The organism is Pseudomonas sp. Marseille-Q1929 (assembly GCF_017316265.1).
Classification (GTDB): Bacteria; Pseudomonadota; Gammaproteobacteria; order Pseudomonadales; family Pseudomonadaceae; genus Aquipseudomonas.
In genome coordinates this window covers 188247-209842 of the sequence record NZ_JAFLWU010000003.1, presented here as the reverse complement: position 1 = coordinate 209842, position 21596 = coordinate 188247, and the positions used below count along the sequence as shown (strand labels likewise).

Sequence of the window (21596 nt, the reverse complement as noted above, 5' to 3'; positions counted from 1 at the left end):
GGAGCGTGTCCTCTGTGTTTCATTGACGGTTCCAGGCGGTTTCGGAGACCAGGCTCAAGCCGTCGCCTTCCGAGTTGTGGGCCAGCAATACGTCGAAAATATTCAGTTGCCCGGGTTGGGTCAGGGCGTTGCGCAGGTGCGCTTCATCGAAGCTCACCAGGCGCTCGCGGTGCAGGTTGATCGTGCCGATGCGCTGCACGGGCTGCGTCGCGGCGGCGCGGGTGCTGACCGCGACCTGGTGCGCGCCGTTGTGGGCGTAGCGTTTGTCGAGGTAGGTCTGGATCAGCGAGAGCACGCCGTTGCTGAGGTAGAACACGGTCACGTTGCGCGCAGGATCGGTCAGGCCTTGGGCCAGGCGCGCTTCGATGTCCGGCACCAACGCACGGGCGCCGTCGCCGACAAACGCCAGCACGTTGCCGCTGCCGGTCATGGCGATATACGGCAAGGCCATCAGGCCATCGCCCATCAGCGCGCGGCCATACCAGCCGGAGAACCCCGGATCGGTGCGCGGCACGTTGCGCAACGCCGAGATGGCGCCACGGCCGACGTCGTACACGCCGATGTAGCGGTAGTCGTGCTGCTCGATCAACTCGCGCACCAGGTTGCCGAGGCGGCGGAAGAAGTAGTTGGCGGTCATCGGCAGGGTTTCGATATGGTCCGCCGCCACGCTTTCGCTGGTGGCGGCCACTTGCGCCAGCTTGGCGCGGCGCAGGGCCAGCACCACCGGCTCGACCTGCAAGCCGCGCTCGATGTGGTCGAGGAACACGTCGAGCGGCACGTCCAGCGCCAGGTCGGTAAATGGCGACAGGTGCCGCGGCTCATGGTTGACCTGCACCACGCGCAACTGGCGCTTGAGCTTGCCTTCGGAGAACGGCGTGGCGGCCTGATCGACCTTGCCCTTGAGGAAGAACACGCAGTGGCTGTGCGGCCCGTTGAGTTCGTGGTCGGTGTGCACGAACTGGTAGACCCGGCGACTGAAGCCATACAACGACAGCGGCCCGAGGTAGTTCGGCACCTTGCGGCCCTGGTGATACGGGCCGACGCTGCCCGGCTGGGTGATGCTGTCGGACAGCGCAATCGCGCCGCGTTCGGCCAGGGCATGCACGCGTTGGCGCTGTTGATCGCTGAGCTTGCCGCACTGCCAGAGCAGGTGCAGCGGTTGGGTGTTGATCAGGTCCAAGGCCTGGTCCAGCGCTTCGCTTTGCGCGCTACTGAGCTCTACTTCGGCAGCTGTCGGCAAGGCCGGCAACGCCACGTTCAACGGCACTTGCGGACGCGATTCGAGCACGCCTTGGGTGGCGAGGATAAACACCGGCTCGGCACGTTCGGCGAGCATGGCGAAGGCTTGCTCCAGGCAAACGCCGATCTCCTCGACCTTGCGGATGAACACCTGGCGCAAGCCCTTGGCTTCGATGACCTGGCGCCCGTCGTTGTCGTTGTCGTGGGTGCCCTGGAACGCGTACCAGACGTTTTCCGGGCTGTCGGCGCAGATGATCAGGCCCGGCGCACCGATACGCTTGAGGTTGGCCAGGGTGCCGCGAAACTCGTCGATCATGCCCGACGTCACGGTGATCACATAGGCGCGGCCAAACAGTTGCCAGCCGGCCATGGCGCCCACGGCGAGGCTGTGTTCGTTGCAGCCGCTGAGGCAACGCACGCCAGTACCGGCGACGTTCTGCTGCATCGACTGGATCAGGCCCGCGACCATCGAACCGGTGTAGGCGTGAAAGTCCCAGCGCTCCTGCCAGCGGCTGTGCATAAAGCGCGTGACCTCGGTGGCCAGGCTCACCGAAAGCAACGGCCCGCTGATGGAACGGGCGAGCAAGCGGTTGAAGTGCGCGTGCTCCAGATGGTCAAGGATGATGCGCAGCAGATCGGCACGGCGCGCGGCGCGGTCGTCGTTGGCCACGCGCAGGTGGCGGTTGCCGCCGACGCGGTTCATCCAGCCCGGCAAGGCCGACAAGGCGCAGTACAGCACGGCCGAATGGGGCGACAGGCGCGCATTCGGTGCGGCGGCGATCAGCGCGTCGAACGGATCATCCTCGCCCGCTTCGGCCTGTTCGCCGAGGTCGAGGATGAACAGCTCGTTGGACAGTGGCGGGCTTTGCTGACGCAAGCGGGCCTGCGCAGCCGCCACCGAATCGAAGCTCATCAGCCACATGTCCGGCAACGCCGCCGCATGCGCCGGGCTGCCTTGCAGGTAGCGCTGGGCCTGGACCATCAGGGTTTCCAGCACCGCCTCGCTGTGCGGCCGGGGGCCCAGGGCCTGGTGCATCTCTTCGCAATCGCCAGCGGTCACGGGCCAGTCAGCGGCATTTGGCAGCGGTTGCAAACCGGCCTGCAAATGCTCGATGACAAACGTCACGTCCTCAATCAGCGGCTGCGCCTGGGTAATCAAGCAGATTCCTAACGTGGCCTTCATGAACCTATCCCTATTCCAATCAAACTGAGGATCAAATGACCGGCCGCTGCTGATCGCCGGTAGCCAAGGCAATCGAACGCCGGGCCAGCACGGCCACGCCGCACACCAGGGCCATCGCCAGCGACAGGCCGGCGAGCATGCCGACGTGGCCGCTGCGGTCGAGCAGTACGCCCGCGCCGATCGGCACCAACATGCGCGTCAACACGAACAGGCTGGCCTGCAAGCCGTAGTCGGCGGCCTGGCGATGCTCGCGGGAGAAAAACATCATCAGGGCGAAGACCAGGGTCGATACCGCGCCCATGGCCGTCGCCAGCAGGAACGCCGCCGCCACCAGCCAGAGCATGTCGGCGCGCAGGCCGACAGCGGCGGTCAGTGCTAATAACGAAATCAACGCCCACAACATAAACAGCGGAATCGCGCGGCCCGGGCCGATGCGCTGGATCAAGCGCCCGCCGAGCAAGCTGGCCACGGCCCCAACCACGCCGCCGCCGACTCCGGCGATCAGCGCGACTTTCGGCGCAACCATGCCCTGGTCCAGCAGCAGCGGCTTGAGGTACAGCCACGCCGCGCCGACAAACGGGAAACTGGTCAACAGCACCCAGGTCCACAGGCGTGCACCGGGTTGTCGGAAGTAACCCGACCAGTCGGCCAGCGCCGGGTTGACCGGCTGGCTATTGGGCGCTTGCGCGTCGCCTTCACGCAGCCAGGCCAGGGCCAGCAACGCCAACAGCAAGCCGCCGGCCATCAACAGGAACGGCGCTTGCCAGCCCCAGCGGCTTTGCACCAGCAACATCACGCCAGCGCCGACAATCGCGCCGAGAAACAGCGCGGCCGAACGGATGCTGCCGGCGCGCACTTGCTCCGATTGCGGCAGCAACTTGATCGCCAGGGCGTTGACCGGAATGTCGGCCCAGGTCGCCAGCACCGAGGCGGCGAACGCCAGGCCGAACAGGTACAGCGGGTTGCCGGTGATCGACAGTTGGCTGGCCGCCACCAACAACACTGCCAACAACACGCACAACAACATCGCCCAGTTGCGGTAATGCCCACGCTGGAAGCGATAGCGCTGCACGGGCAGCGCCAGCAGGAACTTGAACACCGCCGGCAAACCGGCCAGTTGGAACAGGCCGATGTCGGTGCCCGACCAGCCGTGTTCGCGCATCACCAACGGCAGGCCGAGCAGCAGGTAGATGCTCGGCACTACCAGGACAAAACCGAGCCAGCCAAACAGCAATTGCAGGCGCCACATGGACGAGTTCATGAGGCGCTCCGACGAGCCACCAGCACCGAGACGGGCGCCACGGCAAAGGCCACTTCGGGGTAGCTGTCGATATGGCTGAAGCCGGCCTGTTGCAAGGCCTCACTCAGGCCACCCGCCTCGGTGACATGGCGGCCGAGCATCTGCATCGACAGGTAATACGGCATCACGCGCTGGGCGTGTTCGGGGTCGGCGGGGATCTCGGCGTGGGCGCTGATCAGCACGCCACCGGGGCGCAGTGCGGCGTGGATCTTGGCCAGGGTGGCGGGCAGGTCCGGCACGAAGTGCAGCACCGAGGAGCACCAGATCACGTCGTAGCCCTCGCCAATCGGGTCGCTGGCGAGGTTGCCGCCGCGCACGCCGAGGCGTTGTTCGAGGCCGGCGCGCTGGATGTTGGCGGCGGCGACTGCGACGGTTTTTTCGAAGTCGAAGACTTCGCCGCTGAGCAGCGGGTTGTCCCGCACCAGGGCAATCGCCACCAGGCCGGGGCCGCCGCCGAGGTCGAGCAGGCGGCGCGCCTGGCGGAACTCCGGGATCAGGGCTGTCAGGCGCAGCGCCACGTCGACGGTGACGGCGCGCTGCTCCTGGGCGATTTGCAGGCGCGCGGCGGCGGTCCAGTTGTCGATGGTGGTGGTCATGTCGGTGGGTTGGCTATCGGGTTGGCCGGCGCGCACTTGCTCGCCCAGTTGGCTGCCGAAACGGCGCATGCCGCGCAGGCGAAAGGTCCAGGCGTCGCCGCAATAATCCGTGGCATCGCTGCGCAGGTAATCGCTGGCCACCGGCGTGTTGCGGTACAGCGGCGGCTGGCGTTCATCGCGCTGCAGCAGGTCCATGCTCCACAGGGCTTCGAGCCAGAAGCCGGTGTTGGCCGGGTCGAGTTCCAGTTGCCGGGCGATCAGGTGGGCCGAGGTGGGTACTTGCAGCAGGTCGAAGAGTTTCCATTCCAGCGCAATGCGCAGGGCGTCGGCGCGGACGGCGGACAGGGTCAAATCCCAGAAAGGTTGCAGGGCATGTGGGGTGGACAGGTTCATAGGTTTATCGCTCACAGTTCATAGCTGAGCCGCAGGCCGACTTCGCGGCCCGGGCTGTACACGCGGGTGGTGCCATTCAGGTAGCCGACGGCGTCGTAGCGCTTGTCGGCGGCGTTGTTCACGTAGGCGCTGATGCCGTAGTGGCTGAAGTCGTAGCCGGCCGTCAGGTCGATCAGGCCGTAGCCGCCACGGCTGTATTGGTTGGCGGCGTCGAGGTAGGTCTTGCCGACGGCGCTGACACCGCCCTGGGCGTACCAGCCGGCAGGCGCGTCGTAGCGCAGGCTGAGGTGGCCGGTGAGGTCCGGCGCGTAGGGGTTGTGATTGCCCTTGTAGTCGTTGCCGCCTTCAGTGAATTGCTTGAAGCGCGTGCGGTTCAGGCCCACGGAACTGACGACGCGCCAGTCGTCGGCGACGAGGTATTCGACCTCCAGTTCAAGCCCGGTGGAACGCGCGGTGGCGGCGTTGGTGATGTACACCACGCCGGGCTGGATGATCTGCTGCACCTGCATGTCGCGCACGTCCATCAGGTACACGGCGGCCGAGTAGCGCAGGCGTTTGTCAGCGAGCCAGCCCTTGGCACCGAGTTCGTAGGTTTTGACTTTTTCCGGGTCGTAGCCGGGGTAGTTGGCAGCGCTGGAGAAGGCGTTGAAGCCGCCGGCGCGGAAGCCTTCGGCGTAGCTGGCGTAGACGTAGGCGTCGGGCTGCCACTCATATTGCAGCGCGGCCTTGGGGGTGAAGCGTTGCCAACTGGCGCTTTGACGGCTGCCGATGGCCGGGTCGATATGCACTTTGTCCTGCTCGGCACGGGCGCCGAGGGTGAGGGTCCAGCGTTCGGCCAGGGGCATCAGCCATTGGCCGAACAGAGCGCTGGTGTTGCCGCCCAACTGGCTGGCGGTCTCGGTCAGGCGCAGCGGCAGTTTTTGCTGGTAGGACAGGTCGTGGTCGTCGCGGTCGGCATAGGCGCCGAGCAGCCACTGGTTGTCGCGCCACTGGCCTTCGAGGCGAAATTCCTGGGACAGAGTGTTGAAGTGGTAGTCGCGGGCCAGGTGCAGTTGGTCGGCCGGCTGGAAGTCGGTGTCTTGTTGCAGGCGGTCGTAGAAGTCGTTGCGGGCGGTGATGGAGCGCAGTGTCACGCCGGAATCGAAGGTGTGCTGCACATCCAGCGACAGGCTGCGGCCGCTGGAGTGGTTCCAGCTGGGCGTGCCGGAGCGCACTTCGCGCCGGGTCGAGGTGGCGGCGCCCCATTGTGAGCCGCCATCGCGGTAGTCCTGTCGGCTGTAGCGCAGGTTGACGTCGGTGGCCAGGGTTGGCGTCCACCGCAGCACCATGCGTGCGCTGTGGCGTTCACGGTCGTCGGCCTGGCCGCCTTTATAGGCGTTGTCGATAAAGCCGTCCTGCTCGCGCCATTGGCCGGACACGCCGGCGTATAAGGTGCCGGGCGCCAGGGCCGTGCTGGCATCCGCGCTCAGCGTGCGCAGGTCGCGACTGCCGGCGGCGGCTTCGATGCGCGCGTAGGGCGTATCGCCGGGCTGGCGGGTGTGGATGCTCAGCACGCCCGCTTCGGCGTTGCGCCCGTACAGGGTGGACTGCGGGCCGCGCAGGATCTCGATGCGCTCGACGCCCAGCAGGTTGTGGTCGAAGCCCTGCCCCATCAGGGTCGGCACACCGTCCACGAGCATCAGCATCGAGGAGGAAAACGCCGTCGCCCCGGAACTCAGGCCACGGACCACCGGCAGATTGGTGCCAGACTGACCGAACGGCTGGAAAGTGAAGCCCGGCGTGGTGCGGGCCAGGCGTTCCAGATCATCGATATTGCCTTTGCGCAGGTCTTCGCCGGTGATTACCGACAGGCTCGCCGGGACTGCTTCCTGTGTCTGCTCGATCTTGTTGGCCGTGACGGTGACCGGTGCCAGTTCGGTCTGTGCCATGGCAACGCTTGCGCCGCCCAGCCAACACACCAGCACACCGCTGAAAACCCCTGTGTTCAAACGCTTTCCCCTTCAATGAATCGCCCCATGGCCGCGTCGTGGCGATGGCAGTTGATGGGGAAACATGCTATTCATTAATGCGAATGCTTATCATGTATGTCCGTATGGATTTCGGATCAATCCATATGCGAATCGGAGCCAAAACTAGGGAGGGCGTGAAACGTGTCGGCTTTACAAAGGATTTCCCAGTCGTATCGAGTCGCGTCAACGCACTCGCGGCTGGTCAGCACGCAAGACTGCGGCTGGATGCGTCAGCAGTTGCCGGAAGAGCTGGGCGAATGCTATTCGGAACGTCTGAGCTTCGATGACGACCTGATGGTGGTGCGCTCGCGCTATCGCCCGACGCGCAACCTGATTGAAGAAACCGTGAGCCCGCACAACCGCCACATGCTGGTGATTACCTTCGGCATGCAGGGTGATTCTGGCTATAAAGGGGCGGATGGCGCGGCGGTGTCGTTCCGGGCAGGCTTCACCACGATCACGTCGTTCCAGCTAAGCCTCGGTGAGCGCTGCTATGAAGCCGGCGCGACGGTGTCGCAACTGCGGCTGTTGATTGGCGAGAGCATGCTCAACAAATACATCGGCGAGCAGCGTACCCAGCAGATCCTCGGCAACGGCAACGTGCGCCAACTGGCCTTCCAGAAGACCTCGGCCGCCAGCGCCAGCCATGCCAGCGCGCTGACCCGCTACCTCAACCACGGCGTGACCGGAACGCTGGACATGCACATCCACACCCTGAGCCTGCTCTCCGAGCAGCTCAAGTTGCTGAGCCCCGCCACCCTCCCGGACAGCCTGCAATTCAGCGCCACCGACATCGAGAAACTGGAGCGTGCGCGCGACATCATGATCGAGCAGATGGACCAACCGCTGACCATCCCCTATCTCTGTGCGGCGGTTGGGCTCAACGAGTTCAAGCTCAAGGAAGGCTTGCACTACCGCTTCAACTCCACCCCACACCGCATGCTCAACGAGATTCGCATGCGCAAGGCCTACACCCTGCTGGAAAGCGGTTGCCAGGTGGCGCAGGCGGCCTACCAGGTGGGGTACAAATTCCCGAACAACTTCAGCGCGGCGTTCACGCGGTTTTTTGGCAAGACGCCGAAGTCAGTGTTTGGCAAACGCCGCTGAGTGCATCAAGGGTGCGTGGCGGGAGCCCGCTTGAAGGCGGCCTGGGCCTTGGCGTTGGTCAGGATGCTGTAGCGCGTGGTGCGCGAGACTTTGTGGGTAAGGAAGCGTTCGAACACCGGGTCGAAGGTGGCGCGTTGCAGGTTCGGCTGCTCGTCCATCAGGTAGCGCTCGCAGAGCACACGATAGGCGTCGAGGGTGACGAAGCGCTTGATCCAGAAGTGATAGAAGTAGCCCATCAGGAAGCCCAGGCTGAAATCGTGGTCGATGACCGAATGCGCGCAGCATTCAAAATCGATCAGCCGTAGCTGACCGTCCGGGGCGATCAAAATGTTCTTGGGGTGCGGGTCCATGTGCACAAACCCTTCGGCGAGCATCTGCGCAAACAGTCCAAACACCTGTGGAAGCAGCTTACCGGCCTGTTCCGGGTGCGCGATAAGACGGTCATCCACACTGCAATGATCGTCAAAAAAGCCCACCAGCAGGTATTCCTCTTTCAGGAAGGGGAAGCGCGTTTTATAGCCGAACCCGGCGACACGCGGCACGCTGGCGGACTTGGCAGACACCACGGACAGGTTGATGAACTCATTGGTCAAATCGTGCAGGCCGAACGCGCGCTTGAGCCCCAGGTAGTTTTGCAGCTGTTTTTTCCAGTGCTCAAGCTTGTTGTGCTTCAGCACCCATCGGCGCTCGCCCTCCAGCAGGAACACGCCGCGGGTGGCTTCCGGTATGTCGAGGGTGGTGTGTTGGTGCGGTGCGGCGAGGAAGCGCTGGACCAGCGTGGATAATTCAGGCTGATGGCGTGGGTCGAAATGGAAGGTGATGTCGCCGATGGACTCGGGTTGAAATGCGCGGGTGATGGGGTTGAGGTGACGCATGGGGTCTTCCTGGCATGGGGCAATGAGGCTATCGGTCGTTGCGAAACCTTCCAGTTCCGCATGCCGATCAAAATCGTAGACAACAAAATTTCTTCACGGAGTTCCAAGAAACACAGACACCAGAACTCCGACCTAACTGATGATGTTCGTGCGAGCAAACACAGCTGACAAACCGGCGTTCTTGCACGCCTTATTGCTCGTTTACGCGCTCCAACTACATTGGCTCCAGTGCCAGTCCAAAGCCTCTGGACTAGCGCGGCGAGCATTTTGTTCGGGTTGGCGAAGCGGGGAACCATTCAACTTCCCGTAGTCGGTGCCCTCCAGCTGTGGCGACACGCGCACGCGCATCGTTTCGGGCTCAATGGCGATCAGCCCCAGATCAAACAGGGTGTGGATGTCAGCCCGCAACAGCAGCCCATTGGAGACCACATTGGTGTGAGCGCCCTTGTAGGGATGGATATGCGCGGCTTCGAGCACAGCGAGTAGGTTGCAACCGGTAATGGCACAGGCTTCGCCATAGGCCTCCAAAAGCGCTTTGCGGAAAGCGGGCTGCCCTCGGCGACGGATGATATCGGCGGTCACGCGCTTTCTGGCATCGGCGACGTCTGTAGGATCAAAAAAGTCCGCTTGCTCAGCAGCAGCCTCGGCGACTGCCAGTGCTTCTTCGACAGGACTTGCAACCTGTCGAACAGAAACTCCAAATCGGCTTCCCGATAACGCGTCGGGGTAAATCTCCCAAATGCCATGCCGAACCGGGTCATAAAGCTCAAAGGTGGCTTCTCCGACGTTGAACAGCTTGTCGTAGCGGTTGCCCTGATCAGTCCGTCGAGGTTTTTTGTTTTGCGTATAACCCCCGCGGGCTCGGGCGTTAACAGACATCATGTAGAGGTCGGTCAAGTTATTGGGGTTGAACTTGGGTTCACGGGCGATAATCCAGGCTTCGACCTGTTTACGAGTGGCGCAGCCTCCAAGCTGTTTAACAGCTACAAGGGCTTTCTCCCATTTGCGCATGCCTTCGATGCCACCTGGCGGCGCGTGACCTTCTTCGTTGCTCCAACCCTTTGCCATAAATGGTCCTCCTGAAATGTTGTTTCTGCGGTCAGGCAAACTTCTGGAGCGCTCGCTGCCAAAGTTCGTGCGCGTCATCAATTAGGCCGGTGGCAATCGACTCCCTCGTTTCAGGGGCTCGCAGGAGAGCCAAGTCCTCATTGGAGGGGGCATGGAGGTTCACATTGGTTTTCGCGTACCGCCAAAACAGAGTGCTCGTGTTGCGACTACGGGGGGCAATCTCCCGGCTTAGCTCAAATAGGCGCTCGCGATCTTCAGGATATTGGTCACCGTCACAGTAATAACCCACGTAAAGCCGGTGGTTGACCTCAATGTAAACGCCACCCTCCATGAAGTTGAATGGGAATAGGAGGCCGATGAACTTGTTGTTTTTGGCCTTTTTGTAAAAGTCAGAAACTGCCTCCTTCGTCGCCGTAATCTCTGGCTTGCCGAGGTACGAATACTGTTGAGCTTGATAAGCTGTCATGCGTTGCCAAATGTCGAGCTGCAGGTCGGCCAATACCGATTGGAACGCATGGTTGATATCGGCAATCACGAAGAGGTTATCGCCCAACAGAATCTGTTCTTTCAGCTTGCTCATGTAGCGCTCGCTCTGGTCACTGGATGTCAGCTTTTGGAGTAGTTCGATGTACTGGAAAATGCTTTCCCGTACGCCGGGCTCGCGGGCTACCAAGGGGATACAGTCCCTTAACCACGAAATGATCTCAGCTTCGTAACTAAGCAGAATTACCGGCAGTGTTTTTTTGCTTTCTTGACTGGGCTCGGCACCGTCCAGGGTGAGGTACGTGGTCCAAATATCGCGGTAGCCTTCCCCCAGCATTTTCTGATGGTAGTCCCACAACTGTTCGTCCCGGTCGCGGGCGTAAACCTTGTTCTCGATGATCACGGCTTGATTGGATGGGTTGCGCACAAGGATGTCGATGTTCTTGTACTCGACCTCGACAATCGCATTCGATGAATCGAAGTTCTGGACGCCCACTCGCGTCAACAGGAGGTTCAGCAATGCGGCTCCCTGATTGTGGCTAGCTTTGGGGTCGAGCAGGAAGGCGAGAAAGCGCGAATGAAGCCGAACTTCATCACTTGAGCTGCGCAGTACTGAGAAGAGGTTGAAGCCTGCCGGGCGCTGATACTTTGCGCGCAGTAGAGCCGAGAGCTGCAAAAAATCGTCCATGAGAGAGGAGTCCTGATTTCGGTCGAATTGCGACGCGTAGTATCAGGCAAATCATGCAAGGGGGTAATGGCTATTTGATACCTCAGCAGTGCAGAAGGGCTCTGCATCGACTGTGCGGGCCGTTTTGCTCTGACCCGTTCAGCTTCCAGGCGCCTGCACGGCCCTAAATCCCAGGCAAAAAAAAACCCGGAAATCCTCACTTGCGTGGGCCTTCCGGATTTTCTAAACCGCCAAAAATGGTGGGTCGTGTGGGATTCGAACCTACGACCAATTGGTTAAAAGCCAACTGCTCTACCAACTGAGCTAACGACCCGCTGTGTGGTGGCGCGTATAATACTGATTTCTAAGGATTATTCAACACCTTATTTTAAATAAATCAGAAATAACGCGTTGGGTCCGTAATTCCGGCCGCTTGGAAGCCTTCTGCACGCAGTCGGCAGCTGTCGCATTTCCCACAAGCACGGCCGTCATCGTCTGCTTGGTAGCAGGAAACTGTCAGCGAGTAATCGACGCCAAGTCCTACACCAGCCTTGACGATATCGGCTTTGCTGAGGTTTTGCAGCGGCGCCAGGATACGGAAGCCCTGCCCTTCTACACCGGCCTTTGTCGCCAGGTTGGCCATGCGTTCGAACGACTCGACGAACTCTGGGCGGCAGTCCGGGTAGCCGGAGTAATCCACTGCGTTGACGCCGATAAAGATGTCGCGGGCGTTGAGCACTTCTGCCCAGCCGAGGGCCAGGGACAGGAAGACGGTGTTGCGCGCCGGCACGTAGGTGATGGGAATGCCTTCGCTCGGCGCTTGCGGCACGTCGATGCTGCTGTCGGTCAGGGCAGAACCGCCGATGCCGTTGAGGTTCAGGCCGATGACCTTGTGCTCGACCACGCCCATGTCGCGCGCTACACGGGCAGCGGCGTTGAGTTCGGCGCGATGGCGCTGGCCGTAGTCGAAGCTCATGGTGTAGCAGCTGTAGCCTTCAGCTTGCGCCATCGCGACTACGGTGGCGGAGTCGAGGCCGCCGGACAGCAGGATTACAGCGCGTTTTTGATCGTTGGTTTGTGCAGTCATGTCAGCGTCCTGGCTCGTCGTTCCAAAGGTATTTGTGCAACTGCAATTGCAGGCGCACCGGTAGATTGTCCGCCACGACCCAATCGGCAAGGTCGCGGGCGTTCAGGTCGTGATGGCTGGGAGAAAACAGCACCTCGCCTGCGCGACGGTCCAGGCCGTATTGGATCAGCTTGGAGTTCGCCCAGTCGTAGTCGTCGCGGGAGCAGATCACAAACTTGACCTGATCGTTGGCCGTCAGCAAGTCGATGTTCTCGTAACGGTTGCGGTGCGATTCCTTGGAGTCGGGCGTCTTCAGATCGACTACCCGGCTCACGCGCGGGTCGACCGCGGAAATATCCAAGGCGCCGCTGGTTTCCAGGGACACCTCGTAACCGGCGTCGCACAACTGCTTGAGCAAGGGGATGGCATTGGGCTGCGCCAACGGCTCACCGCCCGTCACACAGACGTAGCGTGGCCGGAAGCCGGCAACCTGTTCGAGGATGTCGTCGAGGGTGCGCACGGTGCCGCCACTGAAGGCGTAGGCGCTGTCACAGTATTGGCAACGCAGCGGGCAACCGGTCAGGCGCACAAATACTGTGGGCAGGCCAGCGGTGCGCGTTTCACCCTGCAACGAGTAAAAAACTTCGGTGATACGTAATGTGTCTTGCATAGTCGCCACGGGCGTAACAGCTAAACAGGCTGTCCGCCTCCGTCAGGCACTTCAAGAGACCCCGCCAACGCGTGGGCCCCAAAAAGCGTGTTTCATAAAAGGGCGTGGATTCTAACGAAAAAACCCGCGCCAGGCGCGGGTTTCTTCTAAACGGGCAGCGTTGCTTACAAGCGTTGCAGATCCCGTTGGGCCAACTGGGCAGCGGAAGTCCCAGGATATTGGGCAACCACTTGCTGCAGAATGCCTTTGACCTTGTCGGTATGACCCAGGCGGCGTTCTACGTCAGCGAGTTTGTACAGCGAATCCGGCACCTTGGCGTGCTTGGGGTACAACTGGCTGACCTTGGCAAATGCCTGGCCCGCCGCTTGTAGGTCACCCTTGGCCAGGTTGACCTCGCCCAACCAGTATTGGGCATTGCCTGCGTACTGGCTGTTCGGGTATTTGCGCAGGAAAGCGGCAAATGCCTGGCTGGCTTTATCGAAGTCCTTGGCTTTGATCAGGTCGAAGGCTGCATCGTAATACAGCTTTTCCTTCGCCGGATCACCCGGTTCGCTGCTGGCGGCAGGGGTTTGGCTGGCAGCCGCCCCTGCTGCTGCACCGCCGATAGCGGCGCTAGGCGCGCCACCGGCAGAAGAATTATCAGGAGTTGCGGCAGGTGTAACGCCGGCTCCAATACGTCGATCAAGATCCTGGTAACGCTCCAGGCCTTCTTGCTTCAGCTGACGCACTTCGTTTTGCAGAACTTCAATGGTGCCTTGTTGCTGCGCCAATTGATCCTGCATGCGTTGCAGCTGGTTGAACAGTTCGCCCTGTGCCGAGGGAGCGGACGTAGCCGCTCCCCCCGCATAGGCGCCGTTCGTGCCATAACCCGCTGGCGGATAACTGCTCCCGCTATTGTTATAGCCAGAGTTGCTATCTTCCACAGGAACCGCAGCCCACACCGCGAGCGGTGCGAGGCTGAGAGCCAATACAGTTAGAGCACGACGGCACGTTCGCATGACGAATTACTTACGCAGTTCGACGCGACGGTTTTGAGCCCAGGACTGCTCGTCGTGGCCAGTAGCAACTGGACGCTCTTTACCGTAGGAAACCAGTTCCAGTTGGCCTGGAGCAACACCTTGCAGTACCAGGTAGCGCTGAACGGCTTTCGCACGACGCTCGCCCAGTGCCATGTTGTACTCACGAGTACCACGTTCGTCGGTGTTACCTTCCAGAACAACGCGAGCGCCGTTAGCTTTCAGGTCCTTCGCGTGAACGTCCAGAGCGCGCATGGCTTCTGGTTTCAGGTCCGAACTGTCGTATTCGAAGTAGAAAGTGGTGATAGCGCGCAGAGCAGCTTCTTCGCTCAGGGAGCCGTCAACTGCACCAGTGTTAGCGCCGTAACCAGCGTTTGGATCAACAGCTGCGCCTTCACCGGCATTGTCGCCGCCTTTAGACGAGCAACCAACGGCTACGGACAGAGCCAGAGCCAGAGCAGCAAACTTACCAAACTTCAGCATTTCCATCGTGAAACTCCTAATGAACCCCAGTGTGTTAAGTACTTCTTTTTGTAGCGCCGCGTCAGTTCAGGTAAGGGGACCAGGATGGTTCTCTGACTTCGCCTTGAGCGGTAGGAAGTGGGAGCCTTACGCGTCCATTAATGGATACGAGCATCAAGACTCCCCGGCCCTGCTGGCGGGTGGCGTAGATTACCATGGTGCCGTTGGGCGCAACAGTGGCTGACTCATCAAGGTTGGTATCTGTAAGGATTTTTACGGTTCCGCGCTGCAAATCCTGGGCCGCAACCCGGAAATTAGTGAAACCATCCTGACGGTGAATCATCACCAACGTCTTTTCATCAGCCGAAAGCTTCGGATTGGCGTTGTAGTTACCAATAAAGGTCACACGTTCCGCACCACCGCCGCCCACGCTTGCCTTGTAGACCTGTGGCTTGCCGCCACGGTCGGAAGTGAAGTAGATGGTCGAGCCATCTTTACCCCAGAACGGCTCGGTGTTGATACCTGGGCCGCTGGTCACGCGAGAAATCTGGCGCGAAGCCATGTTCATCACGTAGATATCCGGGTTGCCATCCTTGGACAGCACGAACGCCAGGCGCGAACCATCCGGCGACCAGGCTGGCGCACCGTTGAGGCCTTCGAAGTTGGTGATCTGCTCACGACGGCCAGTATCGATGTGCTGGACGAAGATGCGCGGACGCTTCTGTTCAAAGGACACGTAGGCAATACGCTTGCCGTCCGGCGCAAAACGCGGAGACAGGATCGGCTCACGGGATTGCAGCAGGGTCACGGCACGAGCACCGTCGTAGTCCGAGCGTTGCAAGGTGTAGCGCGTGTTGTCTACCGAGAAACGCTCAGCCGTTACATAAAGCAGACGCGTCGAGAAAGCACCCTTGATACCGGTGAGCTTTTCAAACGACTGGTCCGAAATGTAGTGAGCCATGTCACGCAGTTGTTCAGCGGTGCCCGACACGCTGCCGGTCAAGACCTGTTGCTCGGTGGCCACGTTGAACAAGGTGTACTGGATCTGCAGGCGACCACCGGCTGGCACGATATTGCCGACCATCAGGTACTGCGCGCCCACGGCTTTCCAGTCGCGGAACACAACTTCGCTGGCCTGGTTCGGCTGGCTGATCATGTTGCCTTTTGGAATCGGCGCGTAGTAACCGGAGTTGCGCAGGTCGTCACTGACGATCTGGGCCATGTCGTCCGGCAGCACGCTGCCGCCCTGCCAGCCAAACGGTACTACTGCGATCGGAGTGGCCCGATCGCTACCGCTGGTGACCAGGATATTTTTTTCATCCGCCGCCGCTATCCCTGCCATACAGCAAATAACGACAAGCATTCCTCGAAGAAGGTTTCTCACAAGGCTAGATCCTCAGGTGTGAATGTCATCTTGAATGAACGATAGGGAGCGAAGTCGCTTGGTTTCATTCCCTGCATCTCGGTCAACCGGCCAATGTTCTTGACCGCTGCAACCGCCGAACTGTCGAACGAACCATCGCCACTGGACTTGGCCACGCTGACCGAAGTCACCGTACCGTCCGGCAACATGCCGATCTGCAGCACTACTGTCATGCCTTTGCGTGCCGAAGGTGGACGCGTCCAACCCTCTGCTGCCCGTGCCCGAATCAGATCGTCGAAACTGCCCGCGACTTCATCACCACGTTCATCGGCCAAGGCTTGCTGACGCTGCGGCGTGTCGGAAAGCAAATCTGCCAAGGCCTGGGCCTTTTTCTCTTCGGCGGATTTACGTGCTGCTTCCTGGGCCTTTTTCTTGGTGGCGTCGGCGGCAGCTTTCTTCTTCGCATCATCGGCGACTTTCTTCTTCGCCTCGTCTGCTTCAGCTTTTTTCTTGGCGTCGTCGGCGGCTTTCTTCTTCGCGTCTTCGACTATCTTCTTCTTGGCTTCCTCAGCGGCCTTTTTCTTGGCCTCTTCTTCGGCAGCTTTTTTGGCTTCTTCTTCAGATTTCTTCTTGGCTATATCAGCCAATTGTTTCTCTTCGGCTTTTTTAGCTTCGGCAGCCTTCTCGGACTTCTTGGCTTCATCAGCCTTTTTCGCCTCGTCGGCCTTCTTCGCTTCGTCAGCCTTTTTCGATTCCTCGGCCTTTTGAGCCGCCTCTTCTTTCTTTTGTTCCGCAGCAGCCTTCACCGCTTCCTGCTCGACCTTTTTCTGTTCCATCTGTTCGACTTCAGTCTGGCGCGCAGCCGACTTCTGGGCCTCACCCGCAATCTTCTGATTGGTCTGGGTGGTGGCCTGACTTTTCGATTTCAGCTGATACAGGGTCGCCTGCACGATCGGCTTGGCTGGCGGCAGGTCCGGGGTCATGGCAAAGCTGACGAACAGCATGCCAAACACCAGGACGTGCAGGGCAATTGCCCAGACGCTAGGCCAGAAGAAGCTTTCCGAGGCGGACGGCTCTCGCTGCTGCTGCATCAGGGCGCCTCGGTAATCAAGCCAACGTTACCGACGCCGGCCTTCTGCAACCCGCCCATGGCGCCCATGACAGAGCCGTAGTCGACAACCTTGTCACCACGAATGAACACCTGGGTGTGCTTGCCGCCTTCGTTGCCGGAGCGGATGATCTTGGTCACCGCGTCGGTCATCTGCGGCAAGGTCATGGCCTTGTCCTGCTGTTTCTGGGTATCGACTTCGCTGCCAAGGTTCCAGTAGTAGGTCTTGTCAGCCTTGATCGAAATGGTCAGGACCTGGGTGTTGTTGTCTTGCGGCAAGGCTTCGCTGGAAACCTTGGGCAGATCAACTTTCACGCCCTGATTGAGCATCGGCGCGGTCACCATGAAGATAACCAGCAGTACCAGCATCACGTCGATGTAGGGCACTACGTTCATCTCGGCGACCGGCTTGCGCTTTTTGCGAGCTCGAGCGATTAAAGCCATTGTGAATTACCTGCTTATTCTTCGCTGGTGTGCACTTTACGGTGCAGGATCGCCTGGAATTCATCGGCGAAGGTGTAGTAACGACCAATCAGGGTTTCGCTGGTGGCAGCAAAACGGTTGTAGGCAATTACTGCGGGGATAGCAGCGAACAGGCCGATCGCGGTGGCGATCAGGGCTTCGGCGATACCCGGGGCCACGGTGGCCAGGGTCGCTTGCTGGGCCTGGGCCAGGCCGCGGAAGGAGTTCATGATCCCCCACACGGTACCGAACAGGCCGATGTACGGGCTCACGGAACCGACGGTGGCGAGGAACGGCAAGCTTTGCTCAAGCTTCTCTTCTTCGCGGGAGATGGCCACGCGCATGGCACGGGCCACACCTTCCATCACAGCTTCCGGATCAACACCAGGCTGCTGGCGCAGACGGGAGAATTCCTTGAAACCGGCGCGAAAGATCTGCTCGACGCCCGAATCCGGGTCCGGGTTGCTGCCCGCCTGGCGGTACAGCTTGGACAGGTCGATACCCGACCAGAAGCGCTCTTCAAAGCTCTCCAGGGCACGTCGACCGGCACGCAGCAGGTTGCTGCGCTGAAAAATCATGACCCAAGAGGTAACCGATGCGGCTACCAGGGTCAGCATTACCAGTTGAACCACGACACTGGCATTGCTGACCAGGCTCCACATGGAGGAATGGTCGACGACGGTAGGTTCCACGCTAAATCTCCTGCTTTGATTGTTTACCCGCGCCGCTTACGCCGGCAAAGGCCGCACGTAGAGCTTCGGGAATGGCCCGGGGTTTCAAACTATTGGTGCGCACACAAGCCACCAGGAACTGCCCCTCACAGAGCAGCGTTGCATCCGTTGCCCGCCTGACCTGCTGTTTAAAGCGCAGGCTGACACGGTTCAATTCGATTACTTCAGCGCTGACCAGCAGTTCATCGTCCAGCCGCGCCGGCGCGTGATAGCGCGCCTCGCTGGAATGCACGACAAACAACAGGTCCTCCCCTGCCAGCTCGGATTGGGCAAAGCCCAGCTCCCGTAGCCGCTCGGTTCGAGCCCGCTCCATGAACTTGAGATAATTGACGTAATACACGATGCCGCCCGCATCGGTGTCCTCGTAATAAACGCGACAGCGATGTGCGAACGACTGATCCCCGTTTTGCGCGCGCATACTCTAGTGCTTACTCCTCAGGTTGCCAATCCGGCTGGGCAACTGTTTTTTCATTCCCTGAAACATTATCCAGTGACTGACTGACGCCACCAGCCACTAGGACAGCACAAACGTCGAATAAATCGACTTGCGCAATGCTTTTAATCGTCCACTGCATCGAGGAATTCGTCTACCACGGGCATCTCACCCAATCGTGACGGAATGTTTAACCCAAAGTGCAGGTAGGCATGCCGCGTCACCACCCGGCCCCTTGGGGTACGCATGATGTAACCCTGCTGGATCAGGTACGGTTCCAGCACATCCTCGATCGTGTGGCGTTCTTCGCTGATGGCTGCCGCCAGGCTGTCGACGCCCACTGGGCCGCCGTCGAACTTCTCGATCATGGTCAAGAGTAGACGCCGATCCTGATGATCGAAGCCATGTTCATCCACATCCAGCAGGTTCAAGGCCAGGTCGGCCACGGCCTTGGTGATGTGGCCCTTGGCACGCACTTCGGCAAAGTCCCGTACGCGGCGCAGCAAACGGTTGGCGATTCGCGGTGTACCACGGGCACGACGGGCGATTTCAAACGCGCCTTCCGGGTCCAGCGGCAAGCCGAGAATGCCCGCCGAACGGCTGACGATAGTCGCCAGGTCTGCGGTGCTATAGAACTCTAGACGTTGAACAATGCCGAAACGGTCTCGCAACGGGTTGGTCAGCATGCCCGCGCGGGTGGTGGCGCCCACCAGGGTGAAGGGTGGCAGGTCGAGCTTGATCGAACGCGCCGCCGGGCCTTCGCCGATCATAATGTCGAGCTGGAAGTCTTCCATGGCCGGGTACAGCACTTCCTCGACAATCGGCGACAGCCGGTGGATCTCATCGATAAACAGCACATCGTGCGGTTCAAGATTGGTCAACAGTGCCGCCAGGTCACCCGGACGTTCCAGCACCGGGCCGGAGGTGGACTTGATCGACACGCCCATTTCCTGGGCGATGATATTGGCCAGGGTGGTCTTGCCCAAGCCCGGTGGGCCAAAGATCAACGTGTGGTCCAACGACTCACTGCGCCCGCGCGCGGCCTGGATAAACAACTCCATCTGCTCGCGCACGGTGGGCTGGCCGATGTAGTCGGCCAGGCTCAGGGGGCGGATGGCGCGGTCCTGCACTTCTTCACGGTCGCGCGGGCCGGTGGCCGCGATCAGACGATCTGCTTCAATCACTTAAATCATTCCCTTCAGGGCGCGGCGGATCATGTCTTCGGCACTCAGGTTCTTGTCCTTGATGGCCGACACGGCCTTGCTGGCTTCCTGCGGCTTGTAGCCCAGGGAAATCAGCGCATTGACCGCATCGCTCTCGGCGCTGGCGACCTGGGCCGCTGGCATGTCCGGCTGGTTCGGTACCAGGGCAAACATGCTCGGTACGACTTCCCAGGCCTTGAAACGGTCCTTGAGTTCCACCAGCAGACGCTCGGCAGTCTTCTTGCCGACACCCGGCACCTTGGTCAGCGCCGAGGTATCCTGGGCCGAGACGGCACGCACCAGCTCATCCACTTCCAGGCTCGACATCAACGCCAGCGCCAGTTTCGGGCCGACACCATTGAGGCGAATCAACTCGCGGAAGAAGTCGCGGTCGCGCTTGCCAATGAAACCATAGAGCAATTGCGCGTCTTCGCGCACCACCAGATGGGTATGCAGCGTAATCGGCTCGCCGACCGACGGCAGGCGATACAGGGTGGTCATGGGCACTTCCAGCTCATACCCCAACCCGTTCACATCCAGAATCAGGTGCGGCGGCTGTTTCTCAGCCAGGGTGCCGCGCAAGCGTCCAATCACGGTTCAAATCCTTAAAGCTTGAGGGTCAGGCAAAGACCAGACCGGGAAAAACGATTGCGCTGATGCTATCAGAGACGCAGCCGCCCGCCACGACTGCGTGCCGTCCCCAGACCGTGAGGCAACAGGCTGGAACGGGTGTGCGCATGGCAAATGGCGATGGCCAGGGCGTCGGAGGCGTCGATCTGCGGCTTGGCGGTGAGCTTGAGCATGTGCATGACCATCATCTGCACCTGCTCCTTGTTGGCTGCACCGGTGCCGACCACGGCCTGCTTGACCTGCGTCGCGGTGTATTCGGCGATTTCCATGCCTTCCTCAGCGCCGGCAACGATGGCGGCGCCACGGGCCTGGCCGAGTTTCAGCGCCGAATCGGCGTTTTTCGCCATGAACACCTTTTCGATGCCCATGGTCACCGGCCCGTAGGTCTGGATCACCTCGCGCACACCGCGATAAACAATCTGCAGGCGCTCAGCCAACTCGCCGGCGCCGGTACGGATGCAGCCCGAGGCGACGTAGATGCAGCCGCGCGGGGTTTGTTGCACCACGCCAAAACCGGTGATGCGCGAACCGGGGTCGATACCTAGGATTAAAGTCATAACGCCTGCAGAGTGGGGAAAACACAATTCTTGCGGCCAACATCGAACAACTGTGGGAGCTGGCTTGCCTGCGATGCAGACACCTCGGTGTTTCTGTCAACCCGAGGTGATGCCATCGCAGGCAAGCCAGCTCCCACAAGGTTCCTCATTGTGCTCAGGTAAGCTGCTCGGCTACAGATTCCGGGATATCTGCATTGGAATAGACGTTCTGCACATCATCCAGGTCTTCGAGCATATCCAATAGCTTCAGCACCTTCTGCGCGCCATCCAGGTCCAGTTCGGCACTGGTGGTCGGCAGCATCACGATTTCCGCGTCGGTGCCTTTGAAACCCGCCGCTTCGAGGGCGTTGCGCACGGCATAGAAGCTCGCAAACGAGGTGAACACGTCGATGGAACCATCTTCGTTGGTCGCTACGTCGTCAGCGTCAGCCTCCATCGCGGCTTCGATCAGGGCGTCTTCATCTACACCCGGAGCGAAGGAAATCTGCCCCTTGCGCTCGAACAGATAAGCCACCGAACCGTCAGTGCCAAGGTTACCGCCGCACTTGCTGAACGCATGGCGCACCGCCGCGGCGGTACGGTTGCGGTTGTCGGTCATGCACTCGACCATCACCGCCACGCCGCCCGGGCCGTAGCCTTCGTAGGTCAGTTCGACCATGTCGTCGGTATCGGCAGCGCCGGCACCACGGGCCACGGCGCGGTCGATGATGTCGCGGCTCATGTTGGCGCCGAGGGCCTTGTCCAGCGCCAGGCGCAGGCGCGGGTTGGAACCCGGGTCACCACCGCCCTGGCGGGCAGCGACGGTCAGCTCGCGGATCCACTTGGTGAAAATCTTGCCTTTCTTGGCATCCTGACGCTCTTTGCGGTGCTTGATGTTCGCCCACTTGGAATGGCCAGCCATAACACAACTCCAAAATTCTGTAGAAACCTTATCAACCCCGCCAGGCGGGATTTGCCTCATGTAACGCAAAGGCGC

General features: G+C 60.6%; 21 protein-coding genes and 1 tRNA gene. 1 reads left to right on the top strand and 21 read right to left on the bottom strand.

Translation table 11 applies throughout. The annotated features are described in order from the left end of the window. Window positions 1–19 precede the first annotated feature (19 nt). The 4 genes from J1G37_RS06910 to J1G37_RS06895 are packed head-to-tail and all read right to left on the bottom strand — an operon-like array spanning window position 20 to window position 6639. Window positions 20–2422 carry a decarboxylase gene (locus J1G37_RS06910; protein ID WP_207040649.1) on the bottom strand — a complete coding sequence of 801 codons (2403 nt, stop codon included), beginning with the start codon at window positions 2420–2422 and terminating at the stop codon, window positions 20–22. Window positions 2423–2453: 31 nt separating this feature from the next. Further along, on the bottom strand, window positions 2454–3683 hold the full coding sequence (locus tag J1G37_RS06905) for an MFS transporter (protein WP_242551457.1): 1230 nt from the start codon (window positions 3681–3683) through the stop codon (window positions 2454–2456). Then, window positions 3680–4711 carry a methyltransferase gene (locus J1G37_RS06900; RefSeq protein WP_207040648.1) on the bottom strand — a complete coding sequence of 344 codons (1032 nt, stop codon included), beginning with the start codon at window positions 4709–4711 and terminating at the stop codon, window positions 3680–3682. Before J1G37_RS06900 ends, J1G37_RS06905 begins: the two co-directional genes overlap by 4 nt. 11 nt (window positions 4712–4722) lie before the next feature. After that, the gene (locus tag J1G37_RS06895) at window positions 4723–6639 is read right to left on the bottom strand and encodes a TonB-dependent receptor (protein ID WP_347402335.1); all 1917 of its coding nucleotides are present in this window, start codon (window positions 6637–6639) and stop codon (window positions 4723–4725) included. Window positions 6640–6861: 222 nt separating this feature from the next. Between J1G37_RS06895 and J1G37_RS06890 the strand changes: the two genes are divergently transcribed. After that, window positions 6862–7827, top strand: coding sequence for an AraC family transcriptional regulator (locus J1G37_RS06890; RefSeq protein ID WP_207040646.1), 966 nt, complete (start codon window positions 6862–6864; stop codon window positions 7825–7827). A 5-nt stretch (window positions 7828–7832) separates the two neighbouring features. Here J1G37_RS06890 and J1G37_RS06885 read toward each other — a convergent pair whose 3' ends face one another. The 17 genes from J1G37_RS06885 to J1G37_RS06805 form a co-directional block, all read right to left on the bottom strand. Beyond that, window positions 7833–8702 carry a phosphotransferase gene (locus J1G37_RS06885; protein WP_207040645.1) on the bottom strand — a complete coding sequence of 290 codons (870 nt, stop codon included), beginning with the start codon at window positions 8700–8702 and terminating at the stop codon, window positions 7833–7835. A 201-nt stretch (window positions 8703–8903) separates the two neighbouring features. After that, entirely contained in the window at window positions 8904–9770 is an 867-nt protein-coding gene (locus tag J1G37_RS06880) for an HNH endonuclease (protein ID WP_242551455.1), read from the bottom strand. Window positions 9771–9801: 31 nt separating this feature from the next. Beyond that, window positions 9802–10941 (bottom strand): PD-(D/E)XK nuclease family protein, encoded by a 1140-nt coding sequence (locus tag J1G37_RS06875; RefSeq protein WP_207040643.1) that lies wholly within the window; start codon window positions 10939–10941, stop codon window positions 9802–9804. Between the two features lie 237 nt (window positions 10942–11178). Then, window positions 11179–11254: transfer RNA gene (locus J1G37_RS06870), tRNA-Lys, on the bottom strand. Between the two features lie 63 nt (window positions 11255–11317). Next, window positions 11318–12007 carry a 7-cyano-7-deazaguanine synthase QueC gene (gene queC / locus J1G37_RS06865; protein WP_207040642.1) on the bottom strand — a complete coding sequence of 230 codons (690 nt, stop codon included), beginning with the start codon at window positions 12005–12007 and terminating at the stop codon, window positions 11318–11320. A 1-nt stretch (window position 12008) separates the two neighbouring features. Then, window positions 12009–12656 carry a 7-carboxy-7-deazaguanine synthase QueE gene (queE, locus tag J1G37_RS06860; protein ID WP_124524942.1) on the bottom strand — a complete coding sequence of 216 codons (648 nt, stop codon included), beginning with the start codon at window positions 12654–12656 and terminating at the stop codon, window positions 12009–12011. A gap of 164 nt (window positions 12657–12820) precedes the next feature. Then, the gene (gene ybgF / locus J1G37_RS06855; protein WP_207040641.1) at window positions 12821–13654 is read right to left on the bottom strand and encodes a tol-pal system protein YbgF; all 834 of its coding nucleotides are present in this window, start codon (window positions 13652–13654) and stop codon (window positions 12821–12823) included. Between the two features lie 6 nt (window positions 13655–13660). Further along, window positions 13661–14161: a peptidoglycan-associated lipoprotein Pal gene (gene pal / locus J1G37_RS06850; RefSeq protein ID WP_003209827.1), complete on the bottom strand. Its 501-nt coding sequence runs from the start codon at window positions 14159–14161 to the stop codon at window positions 13661–13663. Window positions 14162–14216: 55 nt separating this feature from the next. After that, a complete protein-coding gene (gene tolB / locus J1G37_RS06845) occupies window positions 14217–15497 on the bottom strand; it encodes a Tol-Pal system beta propeller repeat protein TolB (RefSeq protein ID WP_032865025.1) in 1281 nt (426 codons plus the stop codon). 17 nt (window positions 15498–15514) lie between these two features. After that, a complete protein-coding gene (gene tolA, locus J1G37_RS06840) occupies window positions 15515–16588 on the bottom strand; it encodes a cell envelope integrity protein TolA (protein WP_207040640.1) in 1074 nt (357 codons plus the stop codon). Further along, a complete protein-coding gene (gene tolR / locus J1G37_RS06835) occupies window positions 16588–17040 on the bottom strand; it encodes a protein TolR (protein ID WP_161630238.1) in 453 nt (150 codons plus the stop codon). Before tolR ends, tolA begins: the two co-directional genes overlap by 1 nt. Before the next feature lie 23 nt (window positions 17041–17063). Next, on the bottom strand, window positions 17064–17759 hold the full coding sequence (tolQ, locus tag J1G37_RS06830) for a protein TolQ (RefSeq protein WP_015885609.1): 696 nt from the start codon (window positions 17757–17759) through the stop codon (window positions 17064–17066). Window position 17760: 1 nt separating this feature from the next. Continuing rightward, a complete protein-coding gene (gene ybgC, locus J1G37_RS06825; protein WP_049711751.1) occupies window positions 17761–18216 on the bottom strand; it encodes a tol-pal system-associated acyl-CoA thioesterase in 456 nt (151 codons plus the stop codon). 140 nt (window positions 18217–18356) lie between these two features. Beyond that, window positions 18357–19415, bottom strand: a complete 1059-nt coding sequence (gene ruvB / locus J1G37_RS06820) for a Holliday junction branch migration DNA helicase RuvB (RefSeq protein ID WP_015885611.1) — start codon at window positions 19413–19415, stop codon at window positions 18357–18359. Beyond that, the gene (ruvA, locus tag J1G37_RS06815; protein ID WP_003193868.1) at window positions 19416–20027 is read right to left on the bottom strand and encodes a Holliday junction branch migration protein RuvA; all 612 of its coding nucleotides are present in this window, start codon (window positions 20025–20027) and stop codon (window positions 19416–19418) included. Window positions 20028–20095: 68 nt separating this feature from the next. Next, window positions 20096–20620, bottom strand: a complete 525-nt coding sequence (ruvC, locus tag J1G37_RS06810) for a crossover junction endodeoxyribonuclease RuvC (protein ID WP_065908840.1) — start codon at window positions 20618–20620, stop codon at window positions 20096–20098. A gap of 154 nt (window positions 20621–20774) precedes the next feature. Next, window positions 20775–21521, bottom strand: coding sequence for a YebC/PmpR family DNA-binding transcriptional regulator (locus J1G37_RS06805; RefSeq protein ID WP_207040639.1), 747 nt, complete (start codon window positions 21519–21521; stop codon window positions 20775–20777). Window positions 21522–21596: the final 75 nt, after the last annotated feature.